Raw genomic sequence first — 18,987 nt, 5'->3', positions numbered from 1 at the left:
CCTAACGAAATCGACGCGCACCGCCGGTAAGCCGATCATCAATCTCGACCCGTTCTTGCCGTTCAGCCGCCGATTATCGATCCCTAGTTGCCGTCCGTCCGCTATTTCGGCAGCTCCGACCAACTTGCGCCGTTCTGGAGCAATGCTGGCAATGTCGGATCACGCCGAAACCAGCCATTTTCTCGCATGACGACTGTCGAGTAGCGAAGCGCGAAGATGGAGCCATCTAGAGAAGTTGTCACCACGCTGATCAGAACTGCGCGGACCAACTTCCCTCAGGCCGAGCGCTCATTTCTAGCGTGATGGCCCCTTGGATAGGGTAATGCGTACCGTGATCACGTCGCCTTCGGCTAGCTTTTCTGCTTTTCTCACGCTCGCCTTGATGGGCAGCATGTAGCCTTGGCGTGCCTTGCTCGGAAAGACCGATGTGCGCCAACACGTTTTGCCGATGACAGCCTCTACGTAGACCGATCCCCAGGCCGCTGATTGGCCAGACGATGCTACACGGATGGCTTCGGCGACCTCGCCGTCGATTGTCAGAAAATGCCACGACATCGATGAGGGCTGGCCATTCTTGCCTTCCCCGCGCCACAACCAGATAGGGCCGACATGCTCCCAAGCTGTTTCGTCAGGTGAGACTTCTCCGCCCAGTTCCTCGCGCAGGAAGCGGATGAGCTCGGGGTCTGTTGGGCCATCGTTCGTTTGCACGACGGGATCATTGGCTGTGCGCTCGTTTGATGCAACCCGATCTTGCGCTATCGTTTGCGTCTACGTTCTCTTTCGTTGGGTGCCGCAGTCGACCCCAATCTGCCGTTGACTGGTAAAAGCTGTCTGCCCAGAACCAGACGCAATGAGAAACGGCAATAGCATTCCCAACTGTCGCCTGACCGCTGCACGCCTCAGGCGCGCTCGCCGTCGCTTGCGGGGCTACTTCCTCGGAAGCGGTGTGATTCTCGCTCTCCTCTACCTAATTGCCGCCGCGTTTCTCATCCGCGTTTTCGGCGTGGAGTTAACCCGGTATTGGTCCACAATGATGATGGCTACGGGCGTCATGCTAGGCGGCACTTATGCAATCATCATGTTTCTATGGATCGGCGGGCACATTGTGCGCCGCTTGATCAACCGCCAGCCTATTATGGATACCGACGACTAAGGCAAACGCCACCCATGGTGGACCATCAGGAACGACCACTTCTTGTCCTTCAGATCGGATTTGTTTGGCTCCAATAGCTGACATTCGATCGGCAAGATTGAGCACGAACACGACGCCCTAGGCGGACTTCCCCGTCATTCCCCTTGGCTTCCGTTAAGGACTGATTCCGGCAGAAGTGGAGCTTCCGCACTTCTCCACCCAAGGGGATCAGCGCCCGGTCAGACCTTCGCGATCGGTTTGAAGAAGTTGATCGGGTTGCCGTCCGGGTCCCGGAACAGCATCGAGCGGTTGCCCCAGGGCATATCCTTGGGTTGTTGCAGCCAGTCCGTCACGAACGGATCAATCCGCGCGCGCTCGGCATCAACATCGTCGACTTCGAACTCAAGGATCACCGATCTGCCTGCGCTGGCGGACCACTCCCCGCCATGCATAGATTTCGCGGCTTGCCGGCTGGCGATCGCGAGGATGGCACCACTTGGATGAAGCTCGACGTAGCTGTCATCACCCCTGCGCATGACGCCCAGAATCTTTTCATAGAAGGTCGCGAGGCTGGGAACATCCCCGGTGATGAGGCGCGTGTAGGCGAATTTCATGAGCGAGACCTTTCCGGCTTTGCGGTTTTTCCGTAGATACCAATACTGAACGGCATCGTAACTATGATACGATACCGTAGCGTATCGTAATGTCAATGCGGGAAGGGCTCAGGTGATTCAGATTGCAGACAAGCGGGTGGAACGCTCCAAGGCGGCAGTCTTGACCGAAACCTATCGACAGTTGACACAAAGCGGGATCGGCGGGTTCAGCATCGACGAAGTGTCGCGCACGTCCGGCGTTTCAAAAACGACGATCTACCGGCACTGGCCCTCGCGATCGGCGTTGCTGATCGATGCCTGTTCCAAGCTCGGGAGTGCGCCTCCGCCACCGGACACGGGCACTTTGCGTGCCGATCTCCACGCGCTGGTGACGACGCTCGCGGAGCAGCTCCAGTCTGCCGCATGGGCGACGGTGTACCCATCGATCGTAGATGCGGCAGAGCGCGATCCGGAAATCGCCGCGTTGCAGGCCGGACTCCATAAGGCTTTTATGGCGCCGTTTCATGCTGTCATCGAACGCGCCAGAGAGAGAGGTGAAGTGCGGCTGTCTAAGCCAGCTACCGATGTGATCGCGTTGGTAGTTGGCCCACTCTTTTATCGCCGCTGGTTTTCTAAAGAGACGATCGACGACCGTTTCACCGAGGCGACCGTCGACGCCGTCATCAAGGACATGCTCAGTTGATGGCACCCGCGGGGGTGTTCCACCAGGTGCGACGGTTCGTAGCACCGTCGGCGCTGGTCCCGCGCTGCCGGACGGGACCGCCAACAGAGCTGCCGATGAACGGCCCAGATCGAATCCCTGATTGCAGCCGATCGTTCATGTGTCCGACTGACGCGCGAACAACTGGTACCACATAGCTCGCTCTGAGTGTATCGATCCCAACCTTGCGGAATCGTCCAGTCGGCGTGGTGGCTCAGAGTTGTCTGTTGCATCCGTCCTCCCTGAACCTTTTGCCGATTCTTCCAGGGCTTGATGCCTGGAAGGCGAGCGCGATCCCTGATTCAGTCGGTCGACGTCCGTTCGAAATCGTCCATCCATGGGAGCAGGTCGGCAATCTTGTCCATGAAGGGATAATCGCGCTGCTGGCCTAGATCAGCTCCATGGGCCACCGACAGCATGAAATGCTTCTTCTGGCCTGATGCGATCTCCCGCGCCGCGGCGAGGAAACTTTCCGCATTGCCGTTCTGGAGCGCGAACTCGACGTCGTCGATCTGGCAGAATGCGACATCGCGCCGATCGACTGGCTCAATGCCGCCGTCGGCATCCGCCAGTTGATGGGCTGCCGAGACCACCTTCTCGGCCTGGTTCCGCGCCATCGTAAGCCAACTGTCGGCAGTGACGATGATTGCCTGGCAGTGCGTCGACATTGCCAATGACCCGGTCACGCCCTTCCTGGCATGGGCGAAGAAACGCCAAAGCTGGAACATGCCCTTCGCCAGCTCATCGAAGCCGAGCGCGGCGTCGGCAAGCGGGTCATCGGCATAGCGCGCCGCGAAGCTCATGCGCTTGGCCTTGCACTCAATGACAGCAACTACGCAGCTGTCCTGGTGCACGAGAATGTCCGGTGTGCGATATTGCGCCTTCTTCGGTCCATAAGTCGTCTCGCCAGTGACGTCGAACGGCGCCATCATTGCTTGCAGGTAGTCGTGAACGTAGGCTTCGAAGCGCTTGCCGATATCGGCCCAGACCGAAGCGCCACCGCGCACAACATCGAGATACAGGCCCGACGTATAGCGATACATGATCAGCTCGGGGATTGGCGCGCGTAGGCGCTCGCCGTTGTCACCGAACGCGATGATCGGAAAGTCACGCAGGATGCTGGGGCTGTAGCCGGTGTGACGCTGGCCTTCGCGTATCTTAGCCGTGCGCGCACGCGCCGCACCATGCCCGATCGACAGCTTGGCCAGTGCCGCTTCGCGGACCTGCGCTCCAATGCCAATCATCGACAGATCGCGGTTGCGGTCGCCATAGTCCCGCCCGGTCAGCGCGCCCGAAAAGCACGCGCCGACCTTTACGAAATCGGGCAGCGACATACCGGCATCTGCTTCGAAGAAGCTGCGGGCGCTTCCTGTGCCATACAGCAGGATCGACCGGTACAAATGCGGTGCGTTGGCAACGCCGCGTTGCCAGGGAAACTGGCGCTGCGCGATGCGGGCCATCTCATAGAACACATCGTGGTTCTCGAGAAAAATTCCGTCCTCGGCATTTTCCACCTTCACGAGAATACCGTGCAGTACGCGCAAGGTTTGGAAGCGTGACGTATCGAGCACCCGGGTTCGGCCGATCCCGAAGTTCCTCGGCTTGGGGGTGGCGAGCAGTTCGTTGACCAGTGTCTCCAGCGACCAGAGAGGGATATGATAGGGAGAGCCAAGCTCGGCCCCGAGCGCATCGGCAGGCAGGTCGGGCAACGCCTTCAGCGCAGCGGCATGGCCAGTCTGCACGGCGACCAGGGCCGAGATCATCGAAATCACCTGCTCGTCGAGGCTGTGCGACAGATAGCGCGCCAGCTTCCTGCGATAGACGTCCCGACCGAGCTTGCTCATCTGCAGCGAGCCTTTCCCGTCAAGCCACATGTCCGGAATTCAGGCGCCGCACCCTAACCGAATAGCGATCGATGCGCCTCGCGCTCTGGCAGGTTGAACCGGCGCTTAATGAATTCGATCAGTTTCTGACCCGCTTCGGTCGGCGCGAGTTTATGGCCCTTACACTTAGGGCAGTTCAAGCTGGCCCGCGGTTCGTAAGGAGTGGCCGGCGGCGCGTCTCCAGTGCCGTTGCAGGCGTCGCACGGCTCTTCGAGTTCAGGTAATCCGCTGTCCGTCCCACTCATCTTTGATCCTTCGCTGGTCCGATTTATTTGAGTTGAACATGCCGCCCGCGCCGCGCAGGATCAAGGAGGTGGACCTCACTGAAGGGCAGTGCTGCCGCCTTGGCACCATGCCTAGCCTGCAACTCCTGCGCGCTACGGTCTGGCGACGAGCCGAGCGGCACCGTGATTACCAGGATCTGCTCCGCGAACTTCTGCTGATCCTTTGCGGAAAGGCGCGCCGTGATCGCGTTATCGATGACGGCATCGATGTCCTTTTTCGAGTGAAGGACTCGCCCGCGCACGCGGGCCGCGGTGAATTGCTGCGATGTCGCATTGTCCTGCAGCCCGATGAAACCGGGAACAGCGCCGCCGCCTGCCATGCTCTTCGCCACTTCATGGCCAGCACGCGCTAGCGCGGCAGTCACTTCAATTCCGACGGGTGGTTTACCATCGACCATCAGCCAAGCATCGGGCGGCTGGTCATCGAGAGGAAAGCGCACCCGCGAGTCCTCCGGATAGCGCCCGTCGAGGAAGTGCCCGACCGCAACGACTTCGTCGTGTAGTTTCTTCCAGGCGCCCCGGCCCTCACGATAGGCCTGGAGATCCGCTTGGGCGATTGGCAAGCTGCTGAATTCATCGAGATGGCGCCTCAGCGCGGCAACCGTCACGCCCGCCTGCGCAGAGATATCCGTGTAGAGCGCTGCCAGCGACTGGGCAGTAAACGGGGACGGCAGGTGTGGCATCGATCGGCCCATCCATATTCTCGCAAGCCACTGCCATGCGCCTTCGATCCATCGGCCAAGGCGCATCACGGACGATCGATCCCATAGAGCTCGGCGGCGAGTCTTGCACCGGCTTTCACTTCCATCGCGGTCGACGAGCACCGGAACGCTTCGATCAGGCGTCCGGCATAGTCTGCGCGCCCGCGCAGCCAGCCCCGGCGATCGTCGTACAGCGAACCGAGACATGTGATCGCCATGGTCTCCTTGGCGAACTGCCGATCGAACCCCATCAGCGCTTCGTAGCGGTGCTGAGCGTGGGTCAGTCCCTCGGCAAGGACAGCAATTTCGGCGTTGCGATGAGCCTTGTGAAACGCCTCCCAGAAGCCACGCGCGCGGCGAAACTTGCGGGCCACCTCCAGCCCACCCGGTCGCAACAGTCGATGGATAACTCCGTGCATACTGGTCTCGCTTCGCTATATCGGTAGTCGAACGGCGGGTACGCCATGGCTGGATTCGGGTGACGGCGCCGGGCTCCCGTCAGCCAGCGCACGCAGCCACATAGGCCATGGGAAGGTAAGCCGATGAACGCCAGCAAGGCAGCGCCAGTCTATTACAGCGAGCTGCGCCTTTCCAACGTGAAAGCGTTCCTGCCCGGTGTCGTGCTCGATCTTCGGCTGGATGGCGGACCTGCGCCCTGGACCCTCGTGCTGGGCGAAAATGGCCTCGGCAAGACGACACTCCTGCAATGTTTGGCACTAATGCGGCCGATCCTCAACGTGGAGCAAAGCGCACGCACCGATGCACGCGACCCCGATCGCGTCGAACCGGCGATTCCCGCCTATGAAGACGCGCTGCTGGTCGAGATTGCGCGGGTCGGCGAAGGATTGCAGGTCGGCATCGAAGCGGAATTCTCGATCGGACGGGAACTTCGGCCGGCGGAACGGCCCAAAGGGCGCGGGAAACACGTCGCGACCAAAGCAGCATATCGCGTCGATAAGCAGGATCTCACCGAATTCGATTTCAGCAAGACCAAACGCAAGCCATTCCTGCCACCCCTAGTCGTTGGCTACAGTGCGGCCCGCCACCCGCCATACCGGCGCAGCGATGTCGTTTCCGATCAAGAGGACTCGACCGCCTCGCTGTTCAACGCTGAGATCGAACTCGCCGATGCGGTCCAGATTCTCGAAGATCTCGATCATATCGCGCTGCGCGAGGATCGTAATCGTAGTGACAAAACCGATAGCACCGCAGAAAGCCGCGCGGCCATCCTTTACCGCGAGATCCGGCAGGCGCTCGCCTGCATCCTACCCGAAGTCGAGCTTCCCGAGCGCATCCACGTCTATGGTCCGGCACTTCCCGGCTTTGCCGAGGAAAAGACCGGCGTCTGGATCGAAACTTATTCAGGCGAAGTCCCGCTCCACTCGCTGAGTATTGGCTATCAGACGATGTTCGCTTGGACCGTTGACCTCGCGTGGCGCATGGCCGAATATCACAAGGACAGCGTCGATCCGCTCCGCGAACCTGCGATTGTTCTGATCGACGAACTTGATCTTCATCTCCACCCCAAATGGCAACGCCGCGTCCGTCGTGACCTGTCCAGCGTCTTTCCCAAAGTGCAGTTCATCGTCACGACGCACAGCCCGGTGCTGGCGCAAACTTATCTCGACACGAATATCGCGGTGGTCACCCGGGAAGGCGATCACGCAATCATCGACAACGACCCGCAGACCGTGCGCAGTTGGCGGCTCGACCAAGTGAGCGTTGGGTTGCTGCACGATGCAGACCCCTATGCCCCCGAGATTGTCGATGCCTTCGAGACACGCCGGACTCTGCTCGGCAAGCAGACGCTTAATCGGGAAGATCGAGAACGGCTCGAGGCCGCCAATGCTCTGGTGGCCGCCATCCCGAGCGATCTCGCGCCCGAGGACGATAAGGCCGCCAAGCTCATCCGCGAGGCCGCCGCGCTACTGGTGAAGCGCGCGCCGTGATCCGCCATACGAAGTCTACCAATGTGCCGTCGTCGCTAGGGCGCGGGGTCCAAGCCAATGAGGACAACTGCACCGCCTATGATGCCGCCGCAGCGGGCTATCGAAACGGCGAGCGAAGCTTCGACATTCGCAAAGGGATTTATGGCACCGATGTCGTCAAACGCCAATTGAAGGCCGACCAGTACGACAAATGTGCATTCTGTGAGTCGATTTTCGACGCCAATGTCGCTGGAGATGTTGAACATTACCGCCCGAAGGGTGCGGTCGATACTGACGACAGACGAATTTATCCGGGTTATTATTGGCTAGGCTACAACTGGGAGAACCTCTGTTACGCCTGTCCGGATTGCAATTCCTATCGCAAGCGCAACTGCTTTCCCCTAGAGAACGAAGCCAACCGCGCCCGCGATCATCATGCTGATATCACGCTGGAGCAGCCGCTGCTGCTAGATGCCTATGGTCCGCGCGACCCGCGCGCGCATATCGCGTTTCGTGGGGAAGCGGTGACCGGATTGACCGCGGCAGGCAACGCGACAATTGATATTCTCGCGCTTGGAAGGACAGCCCTAGCGCGTGACCGGCTCCAGCACCTGCGAATGCTTACGCTGGTGCATGAAAGTGTGTCCTTGTTCGACGGCGATCCGCGTCCCGAGGCCATCGCGTTTCTCCAGCGCGCGCGCGCTGAGCTTGCTGCCGCAATCCTACCCGATGCTAGGTTCAGCGCCGCGGCAGCCGATCATCTGGCTGCGCTCGATGCCGGCGAGAATTTCCTCCCTGTCTCGGCGGCGTAACTGTCCGCCCTCTAGCCAGCGAACTGATGGAAGCGACCCCAAGCGCGCTCATGCGACCGCAGCAGCCAACGCGCGAAGTGGCGGCCAGTCGGCGTAAGTCCTCGAGCGTCGGCAAGTGTTGCGACCACGGCGATTTCCTGCGAGATCTCGGCCCGGCGGCGGGTCAGATAGATGCGCTCCTCCGAGGAGGTCAAAGGCGATGCGTCGAGCAGCGCCAGCCATTGATCAATCCCGGCGAACACATAGAGACCGTGCAACAAGCCGGCGACCGGGCGTTCGCATTGTTGCCATGGCGAAAAGCCGGTCGCGTCGGTCTCCAGCACCAACGGCGCATGGCGTTCGAGCAGGGTCAACTGAAGATGTAGGGCTTCGTGCAGCAGCGATTCCGCAAGGCGCAGCGTGCCGTGGCGCTCACCGATCGGCACCGACACAAAGATCGTGAACGGGATCGAGGGTTCAGAATGGCTGACATCATAACCCGGTGCCAGCGCTTCGATCACATGGATCGCGCGGACCAGGCCGGTGACTATATGATCTGCGCCACCCGGACATAACCGGTCGAGCGCCGAGTCGACAGCCGCGACCACGCCCCCAGCATCACCTGTTTCGGGGAAAGCGCTCCGGAAGCGGACCTCAAACGCGTGAGGCAAGGGCTCGATCGACAGGCCGTAGGGCGAAATCACGCTTGCGCTGGTCAGCCGCGACTCTCCGAGCCATGCTGCGGTCGTATAACGGGCGTGGTCTATGGGCTGCGGGTTCGACCAGAACGCATCGGCTAGACGGTCGGAAAGACCGGGAAACCAACAGGGCTCGTCTGCGACGATGCGCGCGTTAAGCTCGTTCGCGATATCACTCATCGCGCTTGGCGAAAAAGGAATAGACCAGTGTGAACCGCGTGCCGCCATGCAGCCGCGAAACGGCGTGATGCGATGCCGGACTGATTGCAAAACCGATCGCGCTGCCCGAGACGGGGCGCAGGATCCGGTGAATGTCCTCGGCGTCATCGCTGTTGAAGATCATGAAGAAGCCGCCATCGGCATCGTCGAGCCCGCGATTGAGCTGGATGGTCAGTCGGTGCGTCTCGCCGCCCTCACGCATGTCATTGTGGATGGCTATGCGCTGGCCGGGATCAAGGCGGTGCGCGACCATTTGAATGTGCGGGGCGAGCGCATCGCCGAGCGCTTGCTCCATCTTTCGCCGCAAGCGAGCGAGCTTGTCAGGATCGACAAGACACGCAAGCGCTGGCGGCAGATCGGCGTCGCGTAGATCGAATTCGAACTGCTCGTAGAAATCGGTCTCGACCAGCGCCCAGGGTGCATCCGCCTCCAGCCAGTCCAGCAGCACTGGCTCGATCGAAGCATCCAGGCAATGATTCGCCACGAAGTAGCGAAACGGCACCGTTACCGATTCCACCGGTTCGAGCCGCGCGTAAGGGTCGATGCGATCCAAGACCGGCATAGCGCGTTAGCGATTATGCCGATGATAGGTGCGGTTGTAGAGGGTGGTGTCGGCGATGCCACTGGCATCGCGCTGGCGCACCTCGGCGATGAGCCGCTGCAGCGCCACGCTGTCGGTAAGTGGAAGATCGCGGGCGGGTATCACGGCGTCGCGGGGTGTTGGAATCGACTCGTTATGCATGGTTCAATCCTCAGGCGGCATGGGGCAAGGCGGCTTCGGCCAGACGACGCATTTTTGCAATCAGATGGCGCTGGTCCGCACAGAAGATGGTCGGATTGTCATAGCTGCGGGTTTCGCTCCAGCGATGCGCGACCATGCCGCCGCCGCAAATGGCGAGATCGGGACAAGACTGGCATGCGGGAGAGCTCGGCCGCTGCTGGCGATAGTAATCGGCGAAGGCCGGGCTGCGAAGGATATGGTCGAAGCTGTCCGTCAGCACCGACCAGCGTTCGCCGAAGCGATCCTTGCCGGCCCCGGCGACTTTTAGCGTATCGTTCTTGTCGACCGTGCCGTCCGGCTCGATCACTACGATCCCGTAATCGGTGGTACCGACACCTTCCTTAACCGAGCAGCCGCCAAGAACGAGTCGCAACATATCGTCGAGCAGCCGGACTCTTGGCGGATCGGGATCGGACAAATAGCTGTCCAGAAAACCTTCGAGCCACCGCCCATATTCGATCGAATCCGGTGCCGCCTTCCCGAACGGCAGCGTTTCCCAATTGCCGTCGCGCGGCAGGATGTCGAGGCCGGGAGCGCCCAGCGTCTTGAGCGCCGCATAGATCTCAGCCGGATCACTTTCCGGGTCGATCACAGCAAGCACGCCCGCAAGCAATGGGCGCGCGTCCGCCCGTGCGGTCACATTCTCGATCCCGGCGCGGACCTGCGTATAGGAGCCCTTGCCGCGATGATCGACGCGAAACCGGTCATGGACATCCTGCGGACCGTCGATGCTCACGGAGATGCCGACATCGTAGCGCACCAGCACGTCGATGATCGGTTCGTTCAGCAGCGCGCCGTTGGTCTGGATATGGATGCCGCAGGGGTGTGGCAGGGCATCTCTTAGCTTTGCGCAGAACCGCTCGAGTTTCGCCACACCGAGAAGCAGTGGCTCCCCGCCATGCAGAACGACGCTGAATGGAACAGCTTGCAGCGCATATTGATCGGCCAGACGGCGTGCAACGGCGTCAAGCACCGCGTCCGACATCTGCTTGGGCTGATCACGCCACGCGTTGTCACCCATGTGATAGACATAGCAATAGCTGCAATCGAGATTGCAGCGGCTCGCAACCTTGAGCAGGACCGTGTCGAGCTGGCGCGCGCCGTCCTCCAAACTGCTCACCGATTGTGCCGGTTATAGGTCCGGTTATACGCGCCCGTCGCCGCCCGCACATCCCCGTCGCGAACTTCGGCGATCACCCTTGCGAGTGCTACGCTGTTCAGAGGGGCGTCGACGCTCGTCGCAATCTGGTTGTCCGTCTGCATGGAGTGCTCCTTTCTATGCTCTATCATAGCGAAGGATGAGGCTGAATTCCAGCAATAAATTTCCCAGAATTTTGGGCGCATTTAGAAATATGAATGCACAAATCTTGCAACTAATTGCATTCATAACCACCGATTCTTTAATTACCGTTAGATATACGTATAATTTGATATAGATCTTATCTTGTTATATTTTAGTAATGACGAGTTATGGGACGAGGCAAAGCTCAGCTAAATTTACCAATCGACTTATAAATGGGGTGACGTTAAAACTGCAGAGTACGTCGAGGTGCTAGAAGATCGATGGAACGAAGCGTACATAAGAGACGACGGCCGCAAAGACTGTTACGCGTTGTTGCCGATCAGGCGTCGCTAAAAAATTGAACGCGAGACTGGCGTAATATTGCCAGGGCCATGAGAGTTGCAAGCTGTCGCGCCTACATAGCCTACATACCTGTCGATGACGATTGACAAACGAAGAGGGCGTCGAATGAGCAAACAGACGAATATAGAAGCACTGGATCTGCCAATGTCCGCAGTCGCGCCGGTTCGGCTCGGCAAGAACGCCGACGAGAAATCGTGCGGATTATTTCTGCCGTACCGCGCCAATCTCCCGATGGGCCTGGTTGTGGATTGGGATGACCAGAAGCATATGATCCACTTGGATGGATCATATGCTTTTAAAGAGGCTGCAGTTGGTACCGGCAATCCCATCCGTGGCGTAATAGTTAGTCAGGTTGAGTATCGGGTGGATGCGACGTCCCGTTACAATTCCGAGGAGGAATTTGACCCTGCTGGCGCGCTTGTCCTCAGGAGTGGACAACTCTTCATCTGTTGCCGGAGGCTCGGGGATCAATTTCACGGCGACCCATATCGGGTGCCCTTGATGAAGGGTTTCACCGAAGGCAGTGCGGATGAAGCGTGTGGATTTACCCGTTGGAGCATCGCTGTCCGGGAGAGCGGAGATGTGAAGGTAATTCGTTCGTTTGAGGCTCAACCCAAGACTTAGCCAGTATTTCGGCCTGTACAGGCGAACGATCAAGAACAGTCATCGAACGACTTCTCGGCGTCTGTTGTCCGAAAAATGGACGATACAAATGTAGTGTCTTCGGATCGAAATCCTCGCATCGTACCTTTCAATGCCGGTTCCAGCGGAGGAATTCGAGAAGCCTTTTGCCGTCCTCAGTCGGGACAGCGCCGCCGCCGTTACATGCATTACAGTGGCCGCCGTACTCTATTCGGTTGCCGTCCCTCCGATTGGGGATGCGACCTTCGCCGTCGCAAGCGGCACATCTTGTCTCGAGTGCTGGCAGGTTTCCTGAACCGTCAGCGATATGGGTGCGACGCATCAAATTACCTCGTCTTGGAATGGTCTGGCACGACCTTTCGGTGTGCAAAGCATTGGACTTAAAGCCTGCGACCTCCGTCAGTTCAGACGATCGGAAATACGGTGTCCAACAGCAATGTCGCCTTCAGGGCGCGCGTGAGATGGCAGCGTAGATATAACTTGCAACGCCCTTGCGCAATCTCGTTTTGTTCTCCACCATGATTTCCAAATTTTTGGGGTTCCAATGATATCTGTCTTCTTCTCCTATTCCCACGAGGACGAGCAGTTGCGCAACCAGTTGGAGCAGCAACTCGCCATTCTCAAACGCCAGAATGTCATCGCCACTTGGCATGACCGTCGCATTACGGCGGGTGAGGTGATCGACCACGCCATCAGTAGCAATCTCGAAATGGCGAATATAATTCTCTTGCTGGTCAGCCCCGCATTTCTGGCCTCGGACTACTGCTATGACCGCGAAATGCAGCGTGCCATGGAACGTCACGAGGCTGGCGAGGCAATCGCTATTCCGGTGATCCTCCGTCCCTGCGACTGGCATGGAACGCCATTCGGCAAGTTGCTGGCTACGCCTACGGACGGAAAACCTGTCACCCAGTGGGCTGATCGCGATCAGGCGTTCCTCGAAGTAACGAAGGCTATCCGGGCCGCTGCAGCGAAGCTTGGGCCACAGCAGCGGGAATTACCAGCGCATACTTTCTCACCCATGCAGTCGCGATCGCAGTCATTGGCCGCACCGGCTTCGCGGTCTAGCAATTTGCGCCTCGCGCAGACTTTCACGGAGCGCGACAAGGACCATTTCAAGGTCGAGACTTTCGACTTCATTGCCCGCTACTTCGAGGGCTCACTTGAGGAGCTTCAGGCCCGTAATCCCGGCATCGAGGGCACTTTCCGGCGCGTTGATGCAAACCGCTTCAATGCGGTGATCTATCGCGGCGGGAAGGCCCTGACGCGCTGCACGGTTTTCATGGGCGGCGGCTTCATGAACGGCATTGCCTATACGGCCAATGAAACCAGCGAGAGCAATTCGTTCAATGAAAATCTTAGCGTCGAAGCTGATGACCAGATGCTCCACCTGAAATCCATGGGGATGAGTTTTAGGGGCGGAGCCGGTGAAAAGCTTTCTCAGGAAGGAGCCGCTGAGTTGTATTGGGGAATGCTCATCCAACCACTTCAGAGCCGCTAGGAGGCACAGGCATGATCGATCCGTCCGAGTGTTTTGCCGCCCCGATATCAGCCGCGCAGGAGATGACTCTTGTCCTGCCTCGCGGGGACTATGAACACCGCTGCCTGATCGTGATGAGCGAGGGCAAGCCCGTGGTGGTTTGTCTTGACGAACTCCATCAGCTCGGCCGGTTTTTTGCGTTCGAATGTGACGGCCAGAATAGTTGGAATGGCCTTCATATTCCCGGCGTCCGTATCGAATTGGACGAGGCCAGCCTGAGTGAGGCGCAGGGGCATTTTATTCCGTGAGGCACAATGGAACGCTCCGAGGACAAGCTATCCTTGCGGGTGCAGTTTGAGAGGCGTTTTCACTCGTCGGCTAGCTCTATCACGATCCTTGATGGATTGCGTACCTGCGCGGCGTACCAGTCAGCCTGCTTCCTTAAATGGCAGATCGTACTGGGAGTAGGTGAGGAGAAACGAGTGTTGGCGACAGTCGATGCGACTCCGATCACCAACTAGCGGTCGCAGTGATGTTCCGGCTGGTCAAGGTTAAGGTCCACAAAGGGTCGGACCCGGAAGCCGACACCGACTCATCCGAATGTCGGCTATTCCATTTGTGCGGCTGTAACCGGCCTTTCCGGATCGTCCCAGACCCAGTCAAAAACCTGCCGGACCGCTCCTATCCAAGCGCGGTCGGTCGCAAGTCGGCATGCGACCATGCGTGCGAACCCGAAGGAAAGTTGCCCCGCCGGAGCAAGCTCGACGGCGGGGTTGAGGTTCAGGGTCGTTGCCGCGCTCAAGGGGAAAGAGCGGCGGGAGCAATGTAGGCCAAGCCAGTGCCGGCGCAACGCCAACTGGCACCAATATGGATGGGATGCGGTGTCAGCCATCCCCGACGCTGTAGAACATGGGATTTCTGAGCCAGTCATTGATGGCGGACTCCCGCCATCCCATGCAGCGGCTGGCGATGCGGATCTGCCTGGGGAATGTCCCGGCTGCCACCTTTCGGTAAAGAGTGGCGCGGCTGAGCCCGGTGCGGTCGAGCACGGCGTTCAGGCGAAGGATGCGGTCGGGGGACTGAGCGATCATGGCAAGTTCCTATATGCTGCGATGCATGTTGTGCGCCCCTGAGCAGCAGGATTGTGGGCAGCGTTAGCGGCGTCAAGCCCATGAGAATCAAGGCATTGTGGCTAATCGGGCCATGGCGGACCATGTCGGTCCACCGCGGACCAGATCGTATGCAGAAAATTTTTCGCCGATAGACTTTCCGGCCATCGGCGATGCGGCTGCTGAGCCTTTTTGAGATGGGAAAGAGCTGCGGAGCGCGCTGAAGATCAGCGTGCAAGTTTCCCGATTCGCTTTGTTGTGGATCGGTCCCTCCGGTCCCGCATGCGGTCATCGCGCTGCGCGCGCTGGCGTTGGCCTCCGGCGTCGATCTGGCGGGGGAGCGTCGCTTTCCCTTAGGCCCGTCGCGCCGGGCAACAACTCAGGCTGCGCCTGAGTGCTCCATTCCATTGCGCCCCTGCGGGTGCAGCCCGGCTCCCTCGACGGGCCTTTGGGTTCGCTCCTGCCGCTCCCCCGCCATTCCGGCGCCGGTTGCGGTGTTTGAAGGAGTGAAGGAAATGGAACTCAAGCATATCGACATCGCCCATCTGTCCGTCTCGCCTGCCAATATGCGGGCCAAGGGCAAGACACCGGACCTGACCAATATCCTGCCCTCCGTGCGGGCGCGGGGCGTATTGGTGCCGCTGATCGTGCGGCAGAATGGGAGTCCTGAGAGCTACGAGATTGTCGCGGGCAAAAGGCGTTACCATGCGGCACTGACGATTGCGCAGGAAAGCGGAGAAGCCGAGGCCCTGCCATGCGCGATCATGGAAGCAGGCGATGACGCGGCGGCGCTGGAAGCCTCGCTGATCGAGAATGTGGCCCGGCTGGACCCCGACGAGGTGACCCGGTGGGAGAGCTTCACCCGGCTGGTGCGTGAAGGGCGGAATGTGGAGGACATCGCCCTCACCTTCGGCCTTACCGAATTGCAGGTCAAACGAACGCTGGCGCTGGGCAATCTGCTGCCCCGCATCCGCAATCTCTACCGTAATGGCGAGATCGATGCCGCGACCGTCCGGCATCTGACCCTGCTGTCCAAGGTCCGGCAGCGCGACTGGCTGGCCCTGCTCGACGATCCGGCAGCCTATTGCCCGACCGGTGCCCGATTGAAAGCGTGGGCCTGCGGTGGTGCATCCATCCCGGTGAGCGTGGCTCTGTTCGATCTTGACAGCTTTCCCGGCAGCATAGTTTCCGACCTGTTTGGCGAGGAGCGATACTTCGCCGATGCCCAAATATTCTGGACCGCTCAGGAAGTTGCCATTGCCGAACGCGCCGACGCCTATCGCGAAGCCGGATGGCAGGATGTCGTCATCCTTCCCGTTGGCGAACCCTTCCATAGCTGGGATCATGAGCGCACCCCCAAGCGCAAGGGCGGCAAAATCTTCATTGCTGTGGGACCACGTGGCGATGTCACCTTCCATGAAGGCTATCTGACGACCCGGGAAGCGCGAAAACAAGCAGCGGGTGAGACAGTGACCGAAAAGCCGGTCCGCCCTGAAATCGGTCCTGCCATCCGCAACTATGTGGACCTCCATCGTCATGCTGCTGTGCGGGCGGCAGTGGTTGGCTCTCCCTCGCTCGCGCTGCGCCTGATGGTCGCCCATGCCATTGTGGGATCATCGTTGTGGCGGGTCTCAGTGGAACCGCAGCGGGCGGTAAACGAAGCGGTTGCCGAAAGCATCGAGACCAGCGTGTCGGAAACGGCATTCGATGCGCGGCGGCGGGCGGTGCTGGCGCTGCTTGGCTTCGATCCCGAAGCGTCGACCATCACTGGCGGCTATGAAGGCGATCATGGCGTGGCGGGCCTGTTCGTCCGCCTGGCATCCCTCTCCGACGAGGCGGTGCAGGAGGTTCTGGCTATCGTCATGGCCGAAACGCTGGAAGCAGGCAGCGCCCTTGCCGATCTTCTGGGCCTGCATCTGAACATCGATATGCGCGAGGCATGGAGTTGCGACGATGCCCTGCTCGACCAGTTGCGCGACCGGGAAGTGCTGGACGGCATCCTGACCGAGGTTGCGGGCGAGGAAGTGGCCACCGCCAATGGCCGAGCAACCGGCAAGGTCAAGCGGCAGATCGTCCGCGATTGCCTGACCGGCGAGAATGGCCGGGCAAAGGTCGAGGGCTGGGTGCCCCGCTGGATGGCGTTTCCACCCACAGCCTATACGGAGCGCGGCGGCGTCCCAACCGTCGAACGCAGTGCGCTGCTGGCCGAGCTTGTCGCTACCCTCGCGCCGCAAACATCCCCGCTGGCCCAGGCGGCTTGAACCGATACCGGCGGCAGCAATGCCGCCGGTTCCCTGTCGGGAGATTTCCGATGAACGACAGCCATGATCCTGCGCTGCTGGAGCGGCTGGAGGATGCACTGCTCCGCTTGCCCCGTATCCAGCGCGACATCTTCCTTGCCGTCCGGCTCGATGCCCTGAGCTATGGGGAGATTGCGGAGCGGACCGGCCTTACGAAACGGCAGGTCGAGCGGCTCTTCGCCAAGGCCCTTGGCAATTTCAGCCGCAATCTGCGCGATCCGTTGCGCCAGCGGTGGCGGCGCTGGCTTCGCTGAAAAGTCCGCCTCGCCCGGTGCGTGCCGGGCGAGGTTGGCGCATCGCTCTCACCCCGCTAGGATCAACCCCATGAAAACCGGTCTCGATCATCTTCCTGCCAGCAAGCGGCGCGAACTGGAGCATGTGGTGCGCGTGCTGTTCGAGGAGTTCGAGGCGGCGCAGGCGCGCCGCAGCAGCAAATGGAACAAGCAGGCGCGAATCCTGAAGCTAGTGCTCTACGGCTCCTATGCCCGTGGCGGCTGGGTCGACGATCCGGTCGGCGGCTACAAGTCCGACTATGACATCCTCATCGTCGTCAATGACGATAATCTGGTCGACCTGGACTATTGGTCGGCGGCGGACGACCGTCTGATGCGGGACATGACCATCACGAAGACGCTGTCGGCGCCGGTCAATTTCATCGTTCATTCGCTGACCGACGTGAACCGGCAGCTTGAAAAGGGACGGCCTTTCTTCATCGACATCATCCGCGACGGCATCCTGCTCTATGAGGCCGAGGGCTTCTGCTTCGCCCAGCCGCGTGACTTGCCGCCTGAGGAAGCGCGAGCCGAGGCGCAGGGGCATTTCGACAAATGGTTCGCAAGCGCAGATGCTTTTCTGGCATCAGCGAAATTCCTGATGGAACGAGGCGACCGGAATGAGGCAGCTTTCAATCTCCATCAGGCAACAGAACGGCTCTATCACTGCACACTGCTCACACTGAGCCTCTACTCGCCCAAATCCCACCGGCTCAATTTCCTGCGCAGCCATGCCGAGGAGATCGCCCCGGAATTGGTCGCGGCCTGGCCCCGCGATGACAAGTTCAGCCGCCGCTGTTTCGATCTGCTGCGGCAGGCTTATGTGAACGCCCGCTACTCCCCGCACTATAAGGTGACGGACGAGGAACTGAACTGGCTGGGCGAGCGCGTGGCGGTGTTGCAGGAACTGGTCAAAACCGTCTGCGAGCGGCGTCTGGCGGGCGACTGATCGTCTTCAACTGTTGCCCGGCGATCCCGCGTTCCCGTTTCCCAGCACATCGGCGATCATCGCCGCCAGCGTTTCTTCCGCGCGGGCGCGCGTGGCCGCGTCCTTTGCAGCCAGATCATGCCGGATCCATTGCGGCGCGCGTTCGATCACGCCCAGGATGATGGCTTTCATTTCGTCGTCCATGGCTGCCCTATGACGGGTCAGTCCTGAACCGGCAAGGATTCGGCCGCAAACATGCGTTGGCCGCGCCGCCGCCAGAGCAGCAACTGTTGCCCACGATCCCCAGCCCGCAGCCTTGCCGCCGCTTCGCCAAGCAGCCCGAGGATGACGGCGCGATCGTCGTCGACAAGCTCGACCAGTCCCGCCTTCATGACCAGCCCGCCCAGTTCGATCAGATGCCGGGTGCGCTCGCGCCGCTTCACCTGCCAGTTCCGCCTGTCATTGAGTGCCGCTCGTGCCTGCAGCCGGTGGCGTGCGATCGTCACCCGCCGCAGCGCCGCCCGGCTTGCCGCCAGCGCTGCTGCCAGTGTTGCTTGCCTGGCCTGAAAAGAAGGCAGCGCCGCGCTTGCGCCACGCCTCCTTTGTGGCGCTGTCGCTGGTCGTGGCGATGGCGAGCAGTGCGCCCGCCAGTTCCTCGGCGGTGAGCGCATCGGCGCCGGTCGCCATCACCAGTTCGCCCAACTGGCTTTGCTTGCGAAGCCTGAGTTGTCTCGCCTTGTCGGTCAGCGCTTTGAGCTCTGCATCATAGGCTCTCCCGAGCGGCGTCGAGGGATCACGTGGCTTGCGCATGGAAAATGTCCTTCTTGTAAACGAAAGGACATTCCAGTTATCGCTCCTCTCGATCAGCAACAATGCTCTG

The 18,987-nt window shown here is 60.2% G+C and carries 25 protein-coding genes; 10 read left to right on the top strand and 15 right to left on the bottom strand.

Going from position 1 to position 18,987, the window contains the following annotated elements; all coding sequences use genetic code 11:
- Positions 1-294: 294 nt before the first annotated feature.
- Positions 295-708 carry a DUF1905 domain-containing protein gene (locus Sj15T_RS12340; protein WP_013041305.1) on the bottom strand — a complete coding sequence of 138 codons (414 nt, stop codon included), beginning with the start codon at positions 706-708 and terminating at the stop codon, positions 295-297.
- Between the two features lie 142 nt (positions 709-850).
- Between Sj15T_RS12340 and Sj15T_RS12335 the strand changes: the two genes are divergently transcribed.
- On the top strand, positions 851-1,153 hold the full coding sequence (locus Sj15T_RS12335) for a hypothetical protein (RefSeq protein WP_013041304.1): 303 nt from the start codon (positions 851-853) through the stop codon (positions 1,151-1,153).
- Positions 1,154-1,371: 218 nt separating this feature from the next.
- On the opposite strand, the gene Sj15T_RS12330 is transcribed toward Sj15T_RS12335, so the two are convergent.
- Positions 1,372-1,746, bottom strand: coding sequence for a VOC family protein (locus tag Sj15T_RS12330; RefSeq protein ID WP_013041303.1), 375 nt, complete (start codon positions 1,744-1,746; stop codon positions 1,372-1,374).
- A 160-nt stretch (positions 1,747-1,906) separates the two neighbouring features.
- On the opposite strand from Sj15T_RS12330, the gene Sj15T_RS12325 reads away from it, so the two are divergent.
- Complete coding sequence (locus Sj15T_RS12325; RefSeq protein WP_253720665.1) at positions 1,907-2,428, top strand: TetR/AcrR family transcriptional regulator; 522 nt, start codon at positions 1,907-1,909, stop codon at positions 2,426-2,428.
- A 320-nt stretch (positions 2,429-2,748) separates the two neighbouring features.
- On the opposite strand, the gene Sj15T_RS12320 is transcribed toward Sj15T_RS12325, so the two are convergent.
- The 4 genes from Sj15T_RS12320 to Sj15T_RS12305 all read right to left on the bottom strand — a co-directional run bounded on the left by Sj15T_RS12320 (position 2,749) and on the right by Sj15T_RS12305 (position 5,733).
- Positions 2,749-4,290: a hypothetical protein gene (locus Sj15T_RS12320; RefSeq protein ID WP_148225577.1), complete on the bottom strand. Its 1,542-nt coding sequence runs from the start codon at positions 4,288-4,290 to the stop codon at positions 2,749-2,751.
- Positions 4,291-4,343: 53 nt separating this feature from the next.
- Entirely contained in the window at positions 4,344-4,574 is a 231-nt protein-coding gene (locus Sj15T_RS12315) for a hypothetical protein (RefSeq protein ID WP_013041300.1), read from the bottom strand.
- A 23-nt stretch (positions 4,575-4,597) separates the two neighbouring features.
- Positions 4,598-5,296: a hypothetical protein gene (locus tag Sj15T_RS12310; protein WP_041386125.1), complete on the bottom strand. Its 699-nt coding sequence runs from the start codon at positions 5,294-5,296 to the stop codon at positions 4,598-4,600.
- A 65-nt stretch (positions 5,297-5,361) separates the two neighbouring features.
- Entirely contained in the window at positions 5,362-5,733 is a 372-nt protein-coding gene (locus tag Sj15T_RS12305) for a hypothetical protein (RefSeq protein WP_338756113.1), read from the bottom strand.
- Positions 5,734-5,856: 123 nt separating this feature from the next.
- On the opposite strand from Sj15T_RS12305, the gene Sj15T_RS12300 reads away from it, so the two are divergent.
- Together Sj15T_RS12300 and Sj15T_RS12295 are read left to right on the top strand one after the other, a co-directional pair.
- On the top strand, positions 5,857-7,263 hold the full coding sequence (locus Sj15T_RS12300) for an AAA family ATPase (protein ID WP_013041297.1): 1,407 nt from the start codon (positions 5,857-5,859) through the stop codon (positions 7,261-7,263).
- Positions 7,260-8,054 (top strand): hypothetical protein, encoded by a 795-nt coding sequence (locus tag Sj15T_RS12295; protein ID WP_013041296.1) that lies wholly within the window; start codon positions 7,260-7,262, stop codon positions 8,052-8,054. The genes Sj15T_RS12300 and Sj15T_RS12295 overlap by 4 nt, the downstream gene beginning before the upstream one ends.
- 11 nt (positions 8,055-8,065) lie before the next feature.
- Here the strand turns inward: Sj15T_RS12295 and Sj15T_RS12290 are convergent, their stop codons facing one another.
- The 5 genes from Sj15T_RS12290 to yhhA (Sj15T_RS12270) are packed head-to-tail and all read right to left on the bottom strand — an operon-like array spanning position 8,066 to position 10,994.
- A complete protein-coding gene (locus tag Sj15T_RS12290; RefSeq protein ID WP_081440674.1) occupies positions 8,066-8,911 on the bottom strand; it encodes an HEXXH motif-containing putative peptide modification protein in 846 nt (281 codons plus the stop codon).
- On the bottom strand, positions 8,904-9,503 hold the full coding sequence (gene yhhC, locus Sj15T_RS12285) for a cyclophane-containing peptide 2OG-Fe(II) oxygenase YhhC (RefSeq protein ID WP_197532069.1): 600 nt from the start codon (positions 9,501-9,503) through the stop codon (positions 8,904-8,906). The genes Sj15T_RS12290 and yhhC overlap by 8 nt, the downstream gene beginning before the upstream one ends.
- Before the next feature lie 15 nt (positions 9,504-9,518).
- Positions 9,519-9,692, bottom strand: a complete 174-nt coding sequence (gene yhhA, locus Sj15T_RS12280) for a YhhA family cyclophane-containing RiPP (protein ID WP_013041293.1) — start codon at positions 9,690-9,692, stop codon at positions 9,519-9,521.
- 10 nt (positions 9,693-9,702) lie between these two features.
- Positions 9,703-10,851, bottom strand: coding sequence for a cyclophane-forming radical SAM/SPASM peptide maturase YhhB (gene yhhB / locus Sj15T_RS12275; protein ID WP_013041292.1), 1,149 nt, complete (start codon positions 10,849-10,851; stop codon positions 9,703-9,705).
- Positions 10,848-10,994 carry a YhhA family cyclophane-containing RiPP gene (gene yhhA, locus Sj15T_RS12270; protein WP_013041291.1) on the bottom strand — a complete coding sequence of 49 codons (147 nt, stop codon included), beginning with the start codon at positions 10,992-10,994 and terminating at the stop codon, positions 10,848-10,850. Before yhhA (Sj15T_RS12270) ends, yhhB begins: the two co-directional genes overlap by 4 nt.
- 487 nt (positions 10,995-11,481) lie before the next feature.
- Here yhhA (Sj15T_RS12270) and Sj15T_RS12265 point away from each other — a divergent pair, with 487 nt between their 5' ends.
- From Sj15T_RS12265 to Sj15T_RS12255, 3 genes are all read left to right on the top strand, one after another.
- Positions 11,482-12,000, top strand: coding sequence for a hypothetical protein (locus tag Sj15T_RS12265; protein WP_013041290.1), 519 nt, complete (start codon positions 11,482-11,484; stop codon positions 11,998-12,000).
- Positions 12,001-12,562: 562 nt separating this feature from the next.
- A complete protein-coding gene (locus Sj15T_RS12260) occupies positions 12,563-13,519 on the top strand; it encodes a toll/interleukin-1 receptor domain-containing protein (RefSeq protein WP_013041288.1) in 957 nt (318 codons plus the stop codon).
- An 11-nt stretch (positions 13,520-13,530) separates the two neighbouring features.
- A complete protein-coding gene (locus tag Sj15T_RS12255; protein ID WP_148225576.1) occupies positions 13,531-13,806 on the top strand; it encodes a hypothetical protein in 276 nt (91 codons plus the stop codon).
- A gap of 576 nt (positions 13,807-14,382) precedes the next feature.
- Here the strand turns inward: Sj15T_RS12255 and Sj15T_RS12250 are convergent.
- On the bottom strand, positions 14,383-14,589 hold the full coding sequence (locus Sj15T_RS12250) for an AlpA family phage regulatory protein (protein ID WP_013041285.1): 207 nt from the start codon (positions 14,587-14,589) through the stop codon (positions 14,383-14,385).
- Between the two features lie 533 nt (positions 14,590-15,122).
- Here Sj15T_RS12250 and Sj15T_RS12245 point away from each other — a divergent pair.
- From Sj15T_RS12245 to Sj15T_RS12235, 3 genes are all read left to right on the top strand, one after another.
- Positions 15,123-16,868: a ParB/RepB/Spo0J family partition protein gene (locus Sj15T_RS12245; RefSeq protein WP_013041283.1), complete on the top strand. Its 1,746-nt coding sequence runs from the start codon at positions 15,123-15,125 to the stop codon at positions 16,866-16,868.
- A 50-nt stretch (positions 16,869-16,918) separates the two neighbouring features.
- A complete protein-coding gene (locus Sj15T_RS12240; RefSeq protein WP_013041282.1) occupies positions 16,919-17,161 on the top strand; it encodes a sigma-70 region 4 domain-containing protein in 243 nt (80 codons plus the stop codon).
- Between the two features lie 70 nt (positions 17,162-17,231).
- Complete coding sequence (locus tag Sj15T_RS12235; protein WP_013041281.1) at positions 17,232-18,128, top strand: HEPN domain-containing protein; 897 nt, start codon at positions 17,232-17,234, stop codon at positions 18,126-18,128.
- 6 nt (positions 18,129-18,134) lie between these two features.
- On the opposite strand, the gene Sj15T_RS12230 is transcribed toward Sj15T_RS12235, so the two are convergent.
- From Sj15T_RS12230 to Sj15T_RS12220, 3 genes are read right to left on the bottom strand one after another with little or no spacing between them, the layout of a single operon-like run.
- On the bottom strand, positions 18,135-18,311 hold the full coding sequence (locus tag Sj15T_RS12230; RefSeq protein ID WP_013041280.1) for a DUF6771 family protein: 177 nt from the start codon (positions 18,309-18,311) through the stop codon (positions 18,135-18,137).
- A gap of 17 nt (positions 18,312-18,328) precedes the next feature.
- Positions 18,329-18,550, bottom strand: coding sequence for a conjugal transfer protein TraD (locus Sj15T_RS12225; protein ID WP_041386119.1), 222 nt, complete (start codon positions 18,548-18,550; stop codon positions 18,329-18,331).
- Between the two features lie 16 nt (positions 18,551-18,566).
- Positions 18,567-18,917, bottom strand: coding sequence for a conjugal transfer protein TraD (locus Sj15T_RS12220; protein ID WP_013041278.1), 351 nt, complete (start codon positions 18,915-18,917; stop codon positions 18,567-18,569).
- Positions 18,918-18,987 lie beyond the last annotated feature (70 nt).

Origin of the sequence: Sphingobium sp. TA15 (genome assembly GCF_037101235.1) — a bacterium.
In the GTDB taxonomy this organism is placed as follows: domain Bacteria; phylum Pseudomonadota; class Alphaproteobacteria; order Sphingomonadales; family Sphingomonadaceae; genus Sphingobium; species Sphingobium indicum.
Note: the sequence above shows the minus strand (reverse complement) of the source record. Positions and strands in the feature narration are given on the sequence as shown.